Origin of the sequence: Brevundimonas sp., from assembly GCF_027484365.1 — a bacterium.
In the GTDB taxonomy this organism is placed as follows: domain Bacteria; phylum Pseudomonadota; class Alphaproteobacteria; order Caulobacterales; family Caulobacteraceae; genus Brevundimonas.
Genome location: NZ_JAIXTC010000030.1, coordinates 87,891 through 101,881, shown reverse-complemented (window position 1 = coordinate 101,881; position 13,991 = coordinate 87,891). Strand labels below are relative to the sequence as shown.

Sequence of the window (13,991 nt, the reverse complement as noted above, 5' to 3'; positions counted from 1 at the left end):
AGAATCCCTCCCTGAATCCTCATTTACGAGGACTGTAGCGTATCGATGGGCGGCGCGTCTTCGACGATCGGCCCGACCGGGGGTGTCGGTACCCCGTCGAGCAGTTGCCGCGCCGCGACGACGCCGGGCGCTGCGTACAGGGCCATGATCCAGCCGAACACGATCGAGAACGGGATCAGGGTCGCCAGCGCCGGAACGATCATCGCCTGGACCAGGGGCTGCACATCCGCATAACCCTCGACCTGGGCCGGCCACTCCAGGCCCTGGCCGAAGAAGCTTCCCACCAGGATCGCGCCCGCGAGGGCGTACATGAGGATCAGGCTGACCATGTAGATCAGCCAGACCACCAGATTCAGCCCAAACAGCTTCCACATCTGCCCCCTGGCGAGCGCCCAACCCTCGACGAAGGCGAACCGTTTCAGGATCAGACTGGCCGGCGCGATCAGCGACACCCGCAGCCAGCCCCAGATCGACAGGGCGAGCACCAGCAGGCCGTATAAGACCAGAACGACGATCGCCGTCGCTTCACTGGAACTCCACAACGCCGCAATGATCCCGACGCCGATCAGGATCAACACCAGAAGGGCGATGTACCAGGCGACGAAGACCGCCACGACGGTCACCGCGACCCGCACCTCATCCATTCCCAGGCGCAGAAACAGGAACCGGTCTCCGCGTCCCGGCGACAGGGTCGCCCGCGCCGCCGCCGTCCAGGTCAGCAACATGATGAGATACATCACGAGGTTCATGCCGTTCAGCGCGGCCTGTAACCGCACCGCCTCCAGCATGTAGATGTCGAAAGCCTCCTGGCGATCGGCCGCGCCGATCATCGACCCCATGGCCGGGATCAGCAGGCTGTACATGGCCGCGACCAGGGCCATCATGATCAGGCCCCAGACGAACAGGTAGAGGGGCCGCCGCCTCAACAGGACGAAAGGCGCGCCAATCGCGTCGTTGAAGGAAAAGCCCGGCTTCATCGCTTCGTCTCCTCGGGGAACCAGTATTCCAGTTGGCGGTAGGCGGCACCGAGGAAGCCGATCGTCAGCGGCAGTTGCAGCCCGATCAGCCCCAGCGCCCAGACCACGCTGACGGCCTGCCCTGCCGCCACGCCCGTCCCGATCAGCATCGGCAGAACGAGGTTCGGCACGGCCGTCACGATCAGACCGGCCAGCAGCGGCCAGAAACTGCCGTAGGCGATGCCCATCGAGTTCAGCGACACCATCTGCCGCCGACCCAGGGTCGCGGGCGCGAACAGGGACAGGCGCACGATGAGCAGCAGGGGAATGGCGACGGCGCCGAGCCCGATCACGGCCAGGATGGCAAGCTTCCACGGCTCGCCCACGGCGGCCCAGTTGCGCGCCTGGATGGCCTCAACGTTGAGCTCCGCCATGCCGAAGATCGCGAGGACGACCAGGGCCAGGATGCTCACGATCATCGCCAGGAACAGCAGGCACAGAAGGGCGGCGCCGAGCAGCCGGGCCTCGGGGAGCTTTGCCTGCAATCCCATCGGTCCGAGACCCAGAGCCCGGGCTTCCGCCACGTCGTCGCTGACCGACAGGCGGGCGAGCGCGCCGATGGCGACAAGGGTCGAGGCCCCGACCGCAAGGGCCCAGGCCCATCCCGTCCAGCCTTCGACCGTCACGATCAAGGGCAGCAGCCACAGGCTCCCGCACAGAATCAGGGCACCTGCCGCCCCTCGCCACAGCAAGGGCAGCACACGCAGCGTCCGGCCCAGCGCGACCCGAAGGTTCAGACGCCGGCCTCCTACATCCTTGTGGCTCATCAAGCCCCCTCGCTGAGCAATGCGACATCATAGCCGTCGAAGCCACGGGCTGACAGACACCTGCTGACGAACACCGCCCGCGTGTCTAAGAAGCCGCATGACCGACCTCTCCCCTATCCACGTCATCGGCGGCGGCCTCGCCGGATCCGAAGCCGCCTGGCAGATCGCCTCCGCCGGCGTCCCCGTCGTCCTGCACGAGATGCGTGGCGTGCCCGGCGTCAGGACCGACGCCCACCACACCGACGGCCTGGCCGAACTGGTATGCTCGAACTCCTTCCGCTCCGACGACTGGGAGCACAACGCCGTGGGCCTGCTGCACGCCGAGATGCGGGCGCTCGGCTCGATCATCATGGCCAGCGCCCACGACCATCAGGTGCCCGCCGGCGGGGCCCTGGCCGTCGACCGCGACGGCTTTTCGCAGAAGGTGACGGCGAAGCTGGAGGCCCATCCCCTGGTCACCATCCAGCGCGAGGAGATCGCCGGCCTGCCGCCCGAAGACTGGGACAGCGTCATCGTCGCGACCGGCCCCCTGACCTCCCCCGCCCTCGCCGAGGCGATCCTGTCACTGACCGGCGAGGAGAGCCTGAGCTTCTTCGACGCCATCGCCCCCATCGTCCATGCGGACTCGATCGACTTCGACATCGCCTGGCGTCAGTCGCGCTACGACAAGGAAGGTCCGGGCGGCGACGCCGCCGCCTACGTCAACTGCCCGATGAACAAGGCCGAGTACGAGGCCTTCGTCGACGCTCTGATCGACGGGCCCAAGGCCGAGTTCAAGGAATGGGAGAACGTCCCCTATTTCGACGGCTGCCTGCCGATCGAGGTCATGGCCGAACGCGGCCGCGAGACCCTGCGCCACGGCCCGATGAAGCCGGTCGGCCTGACCAATCCGCGCGATCCCCTGGTCAAGGCCCACGCCATCGTCCAGCTGCGTCAGGACAACGCCCTGGGGACGCTGTTCAACATCGTCGGCTTCCAGACCAAGCTGAAACACGGCGCCCAGGCCGAGACCTTCCGCATGATCCCGGGCCTGCAGAAGGCCCAGTTCGCGCGCCTCGGCGGCCTGCACCGCAACACCTATCTGAACTCCCCCCGGCTGCTGGACCGCCAGCTGCGCCTGAAGTCGATGCCGCGCCTGCGTTTCGCCGGTCAGGTCACCGGGGTCGAGGGCTATGTCGAGAGCGCCGCGACGGGCCTTCTGGCCGGCCGCCTCGCCGCCGCCGAACGGCTCGGCAAAAGCCTGGACGCGCCCGAGGCCCACACCGCCATCGGCGCCCTGGTCGAACACATCACCGGCGGCCATCTGGAAGGCGCCAAGTTCCAGCCGATGAACATCAACTATGGACTTCTGCCCCCGCTCGAAGCGCCCAAGGTCGACGAGGCCGGGGTCAAGATCCCGCTGAAGGAACGCGGACGGGCCAAGAAGCGGCTCATGAGCATCCGGGCCCTGCGCGCGCTGGAAGCCTGGCGGGACGCGGCCTGATCGATGCTTGATCCGGTCAAGGTCACGATCCGTCGCCGGATCAACGAGCTGTTCAACGACTATGAGCGGGGCGAGCGGCCGGCGCTGCGTCGCGCCGACGCCCTGTTCCCGACCGATGCCGTCGCCTGGCGGGTCAATGGCGACATCGTCACCATGATGATCGGCGGGGTGTCGGGTCTGCTGCTGCAGATGCTGCACCCGGCGGTCCTGGCCGGTGTCTGGGACCATTCCGACTTCCGCGCCGATATGCATGGGCGGCTGCGGCGGACGGCCAAGTTCATCGCGGTCACCACCTACGATCACGCCGCCAATGGACAGGCCGCCATCGACCGGGTGAAGGGCATCCACAGGAAACTCGGCGGAACCCTGCCCGACGGCACGTCCTACAAGGTCGACGACCCGACCCTGCTGGCCTGGGTCCATGTGACGGAGATCAAGAGCTTCCTCGACGCCTGGGTCCGTTATGGCGAGCCGGCCATGTCGGCGGCGGATCAGGACGCCTATTTCGACGAGATGGCCCGCATCGGCCTGGCGCTCGGCGCCGACCCCGTGCCGCGCGATCGGGCATCGGCCGAGGCCCTGATCCAGTCGATGCGGACCCAGCTCAAGGCCGACGCCCGCACGCGCGAGGTCGCGGCCCTGGTCATGGCCCAGAGGATCGGCGGCCCGGCCGAGGGCGTCGCGGCCGGGCTGGTCATGGCGGCGGGGGCCGACCTTCTGCCGGACTGGGCCCGCGCCATGCATGGCCTGTCCGCCGCGTCGGCCGCCCAGCGGTTCGGGGCGAGGTCGCTGGCCCGCACCCTCGACTGGGTCTACCAGGGCTCGCCCAACCGCAAGGTCTGGCCCGATCCGGTCAGCGTCTGGCCGGAATAGCCGTCAGGCCAGCCAGAACCAGGCGCAGAGGCCGAACTGGGCCGCGGTCGCCAGCACCAGTCCAGCGACGAGGATCAACTCGACTCGATCCGGTCGCCGAGGGCGTGCGGCCTTGGCCGAAGGCCGGCAGACCGGGGCGGGAAAAGGGTGAACGCTCAACGGCTCGTCTCCAGCGACCGGCAGACGGTACACGATTCGAACAACAACTTGAGCGTGGCAACACAGGCTATTCACCCGCCCTGCGCGGGGTTGGCCCCGCTCCTATTGAAGCGGAGCCCGCCTCAGGTCCTGCAGACTGGCTGAGCCGGTGCAGAAACAGGCTGTGCGCAGCTGGCGGATGACCACCTGGAAATGCTCGACCACCGCCTCGGTCGAGACCGTCGCGGCCTTGAGGACGCCGGCCGCCTGACCCACGAGGTCGGCGCCCAGCCGGATGGCCCTGGCGGCGTCGACGCCGTCCCGGACGCCGCCCGATCCGATCAGGACGATGTCCGGACAGGCAGCCCGCACCTTTGCGATGGCCTCTGCGGTCGGAATGCCCCAGTCGGCGAAGGCCAGGGCGTGGGCCTTGTCGGCGGGGTCGGTGGCGCGTTCGCCCTCGATCAGCCCCCAATTCGCCCCGCCCGCCCCGGCGACGTCGAGCGCCGCGACGCCCATGTCGGCCAGACGCCGTGCTGTCGCCGCAGACAGGCCGGCGCCCGTCTCCTTGACCACCACCGGAGCCTCAAGCCGTCGCACCAAGGCCTCCAGCGCCGCGCCGACGCCCCACCAGTCGCGGTCGCCCTCAGGCTGACAGGCTTCCTGCAGCGGGTTCAGATGCACAATCAGGGCGTCGGCACCGATCATCTCGATGACCCGCCGCGCCTCATCGACGCCGAAGCCCCGGGTCAGCTGGGCCGCGCCGATATTGGCCAGGATCGGAGCGTCCGGCGCCCGCCGCCGCAGCGACGGGTCCAGTCCGCTGGCCCCGCCTTCAAGCGCCGCCCGCTGCGATCCGACCGCCATGGCGATGCCCAGGGCCTGGGCCGCCTCGGCCAGGTGGGCGTTGATCGCCTCCGCGCGGGCGGGCCCGCCCGTCATCGAGCTGATCAACAGCGGAGCCTTGAGCCTGCGGCCCAGAAAATCGGCCCCGAGATCGATCTTTGCAGGATCAAGATCCGGCAGGGCCTCATGGACGAACCGGACGGCGTCGAACCCGGCGTCGCGCGCATGCCGTCCGCCGCCCGACAGGACGACGTCCAGATGCTGGTCCTTGCGGTCGCGGATCGCGTCGTCGGTCATGCTGACTGCTTAGCGGCACGACGCCACGGTTGGAACAGCGGCCGCGCAGGCGTAGTCTGTCGCCATGCTTCCCCTGTGGTTCACACTGCTGACCCTGGCCGTCTTCTTTCTCATGGAGGGCGTCGCCTGGTGGACCCATCGCTATGTCATGCACGGCCCGCTGGGCTGGGGGTGGCACCGCGACCACCACGAGCCCCATGACAAGATGTTCGAGACCAACGACCTCTACGGCGTGGTCGGCGCAGTCGTTGGAACGAGCCTGTTTGTCATCGCCTGGCTGACGGGTCTGTGGTGGGTGCGGGCCATCGCCCTGGGGGTGACCCTGTACGGGGCGGTCTACGCCTTTGTGCACGACGGTCTGGTGCATCAGCGCTGGCCGTTTCACTGGATGCCGAAGAACGGCTACGCCCGCCGCCTGGTCCAGGCGCACAAACTCCACCATGCCGTCCAGACCCGGGAAGGCGCGGTCTCGTTCGGCTTCGTGTTCGCCCCCGACCCGCAACGCCTCAGCGCCATTCTGAAGGCCCGCCGCGCCGGGCGCCAAACCCCGGATCGCCCGGTGGTCACGGAGTGACGGCCGCCCGCCAGACCGCCATCGGCCTGACCCTGGCGGCCCTGATCGTCGCAGGCTGGATCACGCTGCACGTCTGGGGCGTCTTCTTCCAGCCGCTGACCGGGTCGAACCTGGCCGTCGCGCCCCTGATCATCCTGACCCAGAGCTGGCTCGGCGCGGGCATGTTCATCGTCGCCCATGACGCCATGCATGGGTCGCTGGCCCCGGGCCGTCCGCGCCTGAACGCCGTGGTCGGCCAGATCTGCGTCGGCGCCTATGCCGCCTTCTCCTACCGCAAGCTCAACGGCAGCCACCATCAGCATCATCGGACGCCCGGCCAGGCCGCAGACCCCGACTTCCATGCCGCTCGACCCGAGGCCTTCGTCCCGTGGTTCTACCGCTTCTTCACCCGCCATTTCGGCTGGCGCGAGTTCGCCATCGTGACGGCCGTGCTGGTCGCCTATCTGCTGATCGGCGCCCGGGTCGCCAACCTGATCCTGTTCTGGGCGCTCCCCGCGATCATCAGCGCGGCCCAACTGTTCTTCTTCGGCACCTGGCTGCCGCACAGGCATGACCGGACGGCCGAACCGTTCGCCGACCATCACAATGCCCGGACCATCCCCATGCCCTGGATCGCGTCACTGCTGACCAGTTTCCACTTCGGTCTGCACCACGAGCATCACCTGTCCCCGATGACCCCTTGGTGGCGGCTACCGGAGCTCCGGCGGCGGCCGGACGCCTGACGCTTGCCATTTTTTGCCATCGTCATACCTTGGCTGCATGGCCACGATGAACATCTCTCTCCCCGACAGCCTCAAGGCCGATGTCGACAGCCGGATTTCAGAGGGCGGATACGGCACTGGCAGCGAATATGTTCGCGATCTGATCCGTCGTGACCTGGATCGGCAGACGCTCCGGCGCTTGCTGCTGGACGGCGCGTCATCGCCGCCGGACGAACAGCCCTACGAAGACTGGATCGAGTCACTGAGAGAACGGATCAGGACTCACCCATCTTGAAGGCGCGCAGGATCGAACGTCAGACCCGGGCTCGGGAAGACGTCCGGGCCGCACTGGAATTCTACCTTGCCGAAGCGGGGACGACGGTCGCGGAGAGCTTCCTCCAGGCGATCGACGATGCATTTCAACATGTCGCTCGGATGCCGACGGCCGGATCGTCCAGACTGGGACAGGAAGTGGGTCTCCCCGACCTGCGATCGTGGCGGCTCAAGCGCTTTCCATATCTCGTCTTCTACTATGACAAGGGCGACAGCATCGTCGTCTGGCGGGTGCTCCACATGCAGCGCGACCTGCCGAAAACCTTGTCCGAGCTTGGCTAGACGCGCGTCCAGAGCGCGGGTCGAGGCGGCGGCGCCTTGCCGCGATCCAGCGCCTGGGTCCACACGGCGATCAGGGCGCCGCGCCCGAACAGCCAGAGCTTCATCGGCCGACCGACCGAGACGCGCCTGACCCACACGCCCGGCCCGCGCCGGCGGACCTTCCTGCCGATCTCGCGATAGATGCCGCGCGCCGCCGCGATCGCCATGGAGGACCGGAACGGCAGACCGCGCAGCCCGTCGCGTGCACTGTCGTAATAGGGCTCTGCGACCGCCAGCAGGCGAACGGTCACGGCATGAACCACGGCCCGGTTCGCCGGATCCGCCACGGCCGCGGCCGTCGGCTCCAGGCCGGCCTCGACCAGCCAGTCGGCAGGCAGATAGACCCGACCGTCCTCGGCGTCCTCGATCACATCGCGCGAGATATTGGTCAGCTGGAAGGCCAGTCCCAGATCCTGGGCCCGACGCAGCACCTCGGGATCCGTCACCCCCATGACCCGCGCCATCATCACCCCGACGACCCCGGCGACATGCCAGCAATAGGCCATGACATCATCGAGGGTCCGATAGTCCCGATGCTCCACATCCATGGCGAAGCCGTCGATCATATCCATCGCCCAGCGCTCTGGCAGGCGGTGGCGGAGAGCGACCCGCTGGAAGGCGGCGAAGGTCGGGTCGGGCATGGGCTCGCCCGTCATCGCGCGCCGGGTCATGTCGTAGAGCCGGGCCAGACGTCGCTGCTGCTCCTCGACGGACAAGACTTCGTGGCCGAAGCCGTGATCCTGCCCGTCGATCTCGTCGTCGCAGGCCCGGCACCAGGCATAGAGCAGCCAGGCGTCCTCGCGCACGGCCGGATCGAACAGCCGAGAGGCGGAGCGGAAGCTCTTTGACCCCTTGGTGATCGAGGCCTTGGAGGCGGCGAGGACGGCGTCTGTCATGTGGTTCGGACGGCCTGTTCCAGCATCAGCCCCGCCGTCGCCTTGGCCGAACCGACCACGCCGGGGATGCCTGCCCCCGGATGGGTGCCGGCCCCGACAACATACAGGTTGGAGATGACGTCGTCGCGATTGTGCGGCCGGAACCAGGCGCTCTGCGTCAGGATGGGCTCGAGCGAGAAGGCCGAGCCCAGGTGGGCGTTCAGGTCTTCCTTGAAGTCCGCGGGCGTCCAGATGCGCGTCGTGACCAGATCCCGTCGCAGGTTAGGGATGTACCGTTCTTCCAGGTAGTCGATGATCTTCTCCCGGTACTCCGGCCCCTTGGTCTCCCAGTCGATGTCGGCGGCGCCCAGGTGGGGCACGGGCGACAGGACATAGTGGCTGCTCATGCCCTCCGGGGCCATCGACGGGTCGGTGGCGCAGGGGGCGTGCAGATAGAGGGAGAAGTCCTCGGGCAGGGTCGGACCGGAGAAGATCTCCGAGATCAGTTCGCGATAGCGCGGGCCGAAACAGATGGTGTGGTGGGCCAGCTGGGGCTGGGGCTGGGACGTGCCGAAGTGAAGCACGAACAGGGACATTGAAAACCGCTTGGACTTCAGCGACTTCGCCTTGGCCTTGCCGCGCGGGGTACGGCCCAGAAGCCTGTCGTAGGTGTGGACCACGTCGGCGTTGGACGCGACCATGTCCGCGGCAATGGTCTCGCCGGTATCGAGCGTCACGCCCGTCGCCCGGTCGCCTTCCGTTTCGATCCGCTCGACGGAGGTGTTCAGGCGGACGGTACCACCCAGATCCTCGAACCCCTTCACCAGGCCGGCGATCAGGGCGCCGGTTCCGCCCCGCGCGAACCAGACGCCGCCGCGCCGTTCCAGGGCATGGATCAGGGCGTAAACCGAACTGGTCTTGAAGGGATCACCGCCGACCAGAAGCGTGTGGAAGCTGAAGGCCTGCTGCAGATGCGGGTCCTTGACGTAGCGGGCGACCATGGCGTGGACGCTGTTCCAGCTTTCCAGCCGCGCCAGCGCGGGCGCCGCCTTTATCATCGACCAGAAGGACTGGAACGGCACAGCCCCCAGCTTGAGGTAGCCCTCCTGGTACAACTCCTCGGAATAGGCGTGGAACCGGTTGTAGCCCTCGACGTCGGCCGGGTTGAAGGCTGCGATCTGGCGCTCCATCGCGGCCTGGTCGTCGTTGTAATCGAACGACGCCCCATCCTCCCAGCACAGGCGGTAGAAGGGATCGACGGGCAGCAGTTCGGCATAGTCAGACAGCGACCGGCCGGTGCCCTCGAACAGTTCGATGAGGCAGTCGGGGTCGGTGATGACCGTAGGGCCGGCGTCGAAAGTGAAGCCCTGCTCCTTCCAGACATAGGCACGGCCGCCCGGCTTGTCGCGCTTTTCGACCAGGGTCGTCTGGATACCCGCGCGCTGAAGCCGGATCGCCAGGGCGATGCCGCCGAAGCCCGCGCCGATCACCACCGCACGCCGGGCCGTCACGTCTCTCATGCCGCTCTTCCTCGCCCGGTTTCCCGGAGTTGCCTCAGCGCCCGACCGACGGGCACGGGGGGTTTTCCCGCCAGGATGCGGACCTTGTCCAGCGCCGTGCTGGTCCCTGCGTAGAAACGCCTCACCAGGGGTTCCGGCAAGCCGTAGAAGCGCCTGAGCACCTTCCACCGTTCCCCCGGCACCGCGGCCCGGAACAGCATCCGGTCGAGCAGGCGATAGTAGGCCCGATCGGCCCAAAGCGCTTTGGAGTGCGTCTCCAGCAGCATCCGCAGGCCGGCCGAGGACAAATCACTGGCGCGGGCGACCAGACGGGCGACGGCGACCGCATCCGGCAGGGAATAACCCGTCGTCGGATGGAACAGCGCGCCCGCCAGCCCGGCGCGCCCCACGGCCGGCCCCTCGGCCCAGAAGGCGTCGACGTCGCCATCGAGCGCAATGGGCAGCACGCCCTGTTCCTCGTCGACCACCGCCTCGACGCTCCAGCCGCGCGAACGGATATAGGCGTCGATGCGGCGGCCCAGCAGCGCCCGGTCCAGATCGGGCCCATCCGCATAGTAGGTGTCCTCGACCAGCACGGTCCGCTCGTCGAACGGCAGCAGATAGACGAAGCGATAGGCGTCGCCCTGCCCCACCGTGGCGTCCATGATCGTCGGGCGCGTCAGGCCGTGGGGCTCGGTCAGTCGAACCGTGCGACCGACGAACACCTGCCAGCCGAGGTCGAGATGAGGTGTCGGGGCGGGGCCTCTGGCGTCGATGACGCCGGCGGCGCGCAGAACGGTCTGATCACTCAGTGTCACAGCATCGGGTGAAACCGCCACTGCGTCCCCCCGGATCAGGCGATCACCGAGCAGCGGCGCGACCGCTTCATGCAGCCGCGCGGAGGTCAGGCTGTTGTAGGGCGTCTGCAGCACCCGGCTGAGGCCCGGGAAATAGACCTCATACCCGTCCGGCCAGCGGTGCGGGGTCGCGGGCGCCAGCCAGGCGCGGTCCTCGTCCGACACATCGCCATCGAAGAAGGACCAGGTGTGCTTTCCACCCAGCCGCCCTTCGCGCTCGACCACGGCGACCCGCACCTCCGGCCGGTCGATCGCCAACCGCCAGGCGATCAGGCTGGACGCCAGCCCGCCGCCGACGAGGATCAGATCATGGTCGGGGGAGCCCATGTCCGACTCATAAAGCGAAAGAGGCCCCGACGCGAATGCATCGGGGCCTCCTCGAAGATTGCAGACTCTGTGCGATCTGCAGAAATCTGCATAGCCGTCGTCACCGAAATCACCGGCCGACAGCCGTCATTGCGTCGTCGAAATCACCGCGAACTCACCGGTTGGCCAGCAACGGCAATCGACTACTCCTTGGGCTCGACCGTCAGGGCGTAGGCGCCCGACTGACCCGAGGAGAAGCTGCGGGCGCGGATGACGTAGTCGCCCTCTTCCTCAACCGCCCAGTCGATCTTGGCGTGGGTGTCGGACAGGCTGTCGTCATCAGAGACCACCGAGGTGAAGACCCCGGCCTCGTCTTCGCGGCCGATGTCGATGAAGGCGTCGAACTCATTGGAAACCATGGTCAGACGCAGCTTGTCGCCGGCCTTCACCGAAATCTTGTAGGCATCGTAGAAGCTGCCGTCCTCGGCCAGGGCGTCATCCTCTCCGAGCGTGCCGCGCGCCGTGGCGCCGACCAGGATGCTGCCCGGCAGGGGCTGCGGACCGCGATCCAGCAGTTCCAGTGAATACAGGCCGTTCGCATCCGAAGAGAGCGGCGAGGCGCGGACGATGAACTCCCCGTCGTTCGGCAGGACGTAGTTCAGGCGTGAGTCCGTCCCTTCGCCGAGGCCGTCGTCGTCCGAAGCCATGGCGTAGAAGTCGCCTTCGGGGCTGCCGATCTGAAGATAGGTGTCGAAGTCGCCCGAGCGCATGATCAGCTGGATCCGGTTCCCGGCCGTTCCGCTGAAGCTGTAGGCGTCGAAGCCACGGCTCTCGTCGTCGAGCGGATCGCCGGCGACGATCTCGCCCTGCACCGTCGTACCGTAGCCCAGGGCCACCGGAGCCGGCAGGGGCGCCGCCTCCTCGAACGTCAGGGTATAGTCGCCTTCGCCTTCACCGGTGAAGGCGCGCGCCTCGATCGTGTACTGGCCGTCGGACGGGATGGTGTAGGTCAGGCGCGAGTTGGTGCCTTCGCCCGCGCCGTCGTCGTCCGAGTCCAGCGCATACCGGCCGCCGTTCTCATCAGAGTTCTCCGAGAACAGCTCGAGATAGGTGTCGAACGCGTCCGAGCTCATGGTCGCAACGATCCGCTGGCCGGCGGTCCCGGTGAAGCTGTAGGCGTCGGCGCGCTGGCCGAATGCGTTGCCGCCGTCGCCGGCGTCGAGGGAAGCCTCGACCGTCTCGCCCACGGCGATCGAACGCGCCACCAGCGGCGGCGGACCTTCGGCCAGACCCAGTTCGTAGTCGCCGTCGGTCGACCCATCCAGGGGCGCGGCGCGGATCACGAATTCGCCGTTCGCGGGGGCAGTGAAGACCAGATAGGAATTCAGGCCGCCGGCGCCTGAGTCATCGTTCTGGGCCAGTTCCTCAAACGCGCCGTTGCGGCCCATACGGCCGACGCGCACGATCGGATCGAAGTCCTCGCTCTCCAGAGTGATAGCGAGCCGTTCGCCCTGGCGCGCCCGGAAGCTGTATCCGTTGTACGTGTACTCCCCGTACTGCCCGTCTTCCTCGACCGGGCTGCGGTCGCTGATCGCGCCGTTGACATTGTCGCCCAGGCGGATAGCGGTCGGGCGGGGCGCGCGCGGGGCCTGACCGCGGTCGATGACCTCAAGTGTGTAGTCGCCGCCCTCAAGGCCGGCCAGAGTACGGGCGCGGATGATGTAGGTCCCGCGCTCGGCGGTGAAGCGGGCGCGCGCGTTGGTTCCCTCTCTCAGGCCGTCGTCGTCCATGGCGATCGCTTCGCCCGTGTCGGTGTCCTTGTAGACTTCCAGATAGGCATCGAAGGCGTCCGAACGCATCGCGACCTGCAGGCGCTGACCGTCGCGGGCCTGAACCGACCAGGTATCGTAGACAAACTGGCCGAAGTTCTCGTTGTCGACGCTGGGGTCCTCGGCGGTCAGCTGACCGCTGACCGTCTGGCCGATGCGCAGCGGCGTGGCGTCCTGCGCGGCGGCGTGGCCGGCGGCGAACAGCGCCATGGCGCTGACGGTCATGATGAAAGCGGAGCGGCGCATTGGATTTCCCTGTTCTGAGAGGCCAACATAGACGCTGAACCGTGACGCCTGTAAATCGCCCGCACCTTATCGAATCCTGACGAAAGAGGGCCTCCCATGGCCGAATCCAACGCGCGCGCGGCGATCATCGACGGCAAGGCCTTCGCTGCCGGTCTGGTCGAGCGGGTGGCGGCCGCCTCGGCGCGGCTCGAGGCGGCCCACGGTCTCAAGCCGGGACTGGCCGTGGTGATCGTCGGCGAGGATCCCGCCAGCCAGATCTACGTCCGCAACAAGGGCGAAACGACCGCTCGCGCCGGGATGAGGTCCGACACCCATCGCCTGCCTGACACAACCAGCCAGGCCGAGCTGCTGGCCCTGGTCGAGACGCTGAACGCTGACGCGGGAATCCACGGCATCCTCGTACAGTTGCCCCTGCCCGCTCAGATCGATTCCTCGGCGGTGCTGGGCGCGATCGATCCGGACAAGGACGTGGACGGGTTCCACGTCGTCAATGCGGGCCGCCTCGCGGTCGGCCTCCCGGGCCTCGTGCCCTGCACGCCGCTGGGGTCGACCATGCTGCTGAAGGACAGGCTCGGCGATCTCTCGGGGCTGAACGCGGTCATCGTCGGCCGCTCCAACATCGTCGGCAAGCCGATGGCCCAGCTGCTTCTGGCCGAGAACTGCACGGTCACCATCGCCCATTCGCGCAGCCGGGACCTGCCCGCACTGTGCCGCGCCGCCGACATCCTGGTCGCCGCCGTGGGCAGGCCAGAGATGATCAGGGGCGACTGGATCAAGCCCGGCGCGACCGTGATCGACGTCGGCATCAACCGCGTCCCGTCCGCCGATCCGGTCAAGGCGGCCGAAGGCAAGACACGCGTCGTGGGCGATGTCGCCTTCGCCGAGGCGGTGACCGTCGCCGGCGCGATCACGCCCGTGCCCGGCGGGGTGGGCCCGATGACCATCGCCTGCCTGCTCGCCAACACCTATACCGCCGCCTGTCGCGCTGCCGGGGTCGCGCCGGAACCACTGGACGCTTGAAGCGGCGTCA

General features: G+C 67.8%; 15 protein-coding genes. 7 read left to right on the top strand and 8 right to left on the bottom strand.

Annotation, left to right across the window (positions count from 1 at the left end; all coding sequences use genetic code 11):
* Positions 1-23: 23 nt before the first annotated feature.
* Positions 24-977, bottom strand: coding sequence for a hypothetical protein (locus Q0044_RS15805; RefSeq protein WP_298163427.1), 954 nt, complete (start codon positions 975-977; stop codon positions 24-26).
* Positions 974-1,783, bottom strand: a complete 810-nt coding sequence (locus Q0044_RS15800) for a hypothetical protein (protein ID WP_298163426.1) — start codon at positions 1,781-1,783, stop codon at positions 974-976. The genes Q0044_RS15805 and Q0044_RS15800 overlap by 4 nt, the downstream gene beginning before the upstream one ends.
* A gap of 97 nt (positions 1,784-1,880) precedes the next feature.
* Here Q0044_RS15800 and trmFO point away from each other — a divergent pair, with 97 nt between their 5' ends.
* Positions 1,881-3,266, top strand: coding sequence for a methylenetetrahydrofolate--tRNA-(uracil(54)-C(5))-methyltransferase (FADH(2)-oxidizing) TrmFO (gene trmFO / locus Q0044_RS15795; protein WP_298163425.1), 1,386 nt, complete (start codon positions 1,881-1,883; stop codon positions 3,264-3,266).
* A 3-nt stretch (positions 3,267-3,269) separates the two neighbouring features.
* A complete protein-coding gene (locus Q0044_RS15790; RefSeq protein WP_298163424.1) occupies positions 3,270-4,139 on the top strand; it encodes an oxygenase MpaB family protein in 870 nt (289 codons plus the stop codon).
* Positions 4,140-4,142: 3 nt separating this feature from the next.
* On the opposite strand, the gene Q0044_RS15785 is transcribed toward Q0044_RS15790, so the two are convergent.
* Positions 4,143-4,298 carry a hypothetical protein gene (locus Q0044_RS15785; protein ID WP_298163423.1) on the bottom strand — a complete coding sequence of 52 codons (156 nt, stop codon included), beginning with the start codon at positions 4,296-4,298 and terminating at the stop codon, positions 4,143-4,145.
* A 102-nt stretch (positions 4,299-4,400) separates the two neighbouring features.
* Complete coding sequence (fni, locus tag Q0044_RS15780; protein ID WP_298163422.1) at positions 4,401-5,420, bottom strand: type 2 isopentenyl-diphosphate Delta-isomerase; 1,020 nt, start codon at positions 5,418-5,420, stop codon at positions 4,401-4,403.
* 64 nt (positions 5,421-5,484) lie between these two features.
* Here fni and Q0044_RS15775 point away from each other — a divergent pair, with 64 nt between their 5' ends.
* The 4 genes from Q0044_RS15775 to Q0044_RS15760 are packed head-to-tail and all read left to right on the top strand — an operon-like array spanning position 5,485 to position 7,310.
* Positions 5,485-5,994 carry a sterol desaturase family protein gene (locus Q0044_RS15775; RefSeq protein ID WP_298163421.1) on the top strand — a complete coding sequence of 170 codons (510 nt, stop codon included), beginning with the start codon at positions 5,485-5,487 and terminating at the stop codon, positions 5,992-5,994.
* The gene (locus Q0044_RS15770) at positions 5,991-6,716 is read left to right on the top strand and encodes a fatty acid desaturase (protein WP_298163420.1); all 726 of its coding nucleotides are present in this window, start codon (positions 5,991-5,993) and stop codon (positions 6,714-6,716) included. The genes Q0044_RS15775 and Q0044_RS15770 overlap by 4 nt, the downstream gene beginning before the upstream one ends.
* Before the next feature lie 37 nt (positions 6,717-6,753).
* Positions 6,754-6,990 (top strand): ribbon-helix-helix domain-containing protein, encoded by a 237-nt coding sequence (locus tag Q0044_RS15765; RefSeq protein WP_298163419.1) that lies wholly within the window; start codon positions 6,754-6,756, stop codon positions 6,988-6,990.
* Complete coding sequence (locus Q0044_RS15760; protein WP_298163418.1) at positions 6,987-7,310, top strand: type II toxin-antitoxin system RelE/ParE family toxin; 324 nt, start codon at positions 6,987-6,989, stop codon at positions 7,308-7,310. Before Q0044_RS15765 ends, Q0044_RS15760 begins: the two co-directional genes overlap by 4 nt.
* On the opposite strand, the gene Q0044_RS15755 is transcribed toward Q0044_RS15760, so the two are convergent.
* The 4 genes from Q0044_RS15755 to Q0044_RS15740 all read right to left on the bottom strand — a co-directional run bounded on the left by Q0044_RS15755 (position 7,307) and on the right by Q0044_RS15740 (position 12,961).
* Positions 7,307-8,245, bottom strand: a complete 939-nt coding sequence (locus Q0044_RS15755) for a phytoene/squalene synthase family protein (protein ID WP_298163417.1) — start codon at positions 8,243-8,245, stop codon at positions 7,307-7,309. The genes Q0044_RS15760 and Q0044_RS15755 overlap by 4 nt on opposite strands.
* Entirely contained in the window at positions 8,242-9,744 is a 1,503-nt protein-coding gene (locus Q0044_RS15750; protein WP_298163416.1) for a phytoene desaturase, read from the bottom strand. The genes Q0044_RS15755 and Q0044_RS15750 overlap by 4 nt, the downstream gene beginning before the upstream one ends.
* Positions 9,741-10,907 carry a lycopene beta-cyclase CrtY gene (gene crtY, locus Q0044_RS15745; protein WP_298163415.1) on the bottom strand — a complete coding sequence of 389 codons (1,167 nt, stop codon included), beginning with the start codon at positions 10,905-10,907 and terminating at the stop codon, positions 9,741-9,743. The genes Q0044_RS15750 and crtY overlap by 4 nt, the downstream gene beginning before the upstream one ends.
* Before the next feature lie 182 nt (positions 10,908-11,089).
* The gene (locus Q0044_RS15740) at positions 11,090-12,961 is read right to left on the bottom strand and encodes a PPC domain-containing protein (protein ID WP_298163414.1); all 1,872 of its coding nucleotides are present in this window, start codon (positions 12,959-12,961) and stop codon (positions 11,090-11,092) included.
* A 96-nt stretch (positions 12,962-13,057) separates the two neighbouring features.
* Here Q0044_RS15740 and folD point away from each other — a divergent pair, with 96 nt between their 5' ends.
* Complete coding sequence (folD, locus tag Q0044_RS15735) at positions 13,058-13,981, top strand: bifunctional methylenetetrahydrofolate dehydrogenase/methenyltetrahydrofolate cyclohydrolase FolD (RefSeq protein ID WP_298163413.1); 924 nt, start codon at positions 13,058-13,060, stop codon at positions 13,979-13,981.
* Positions 13,982-13,991: the final 10 nt, after the last annotated feature.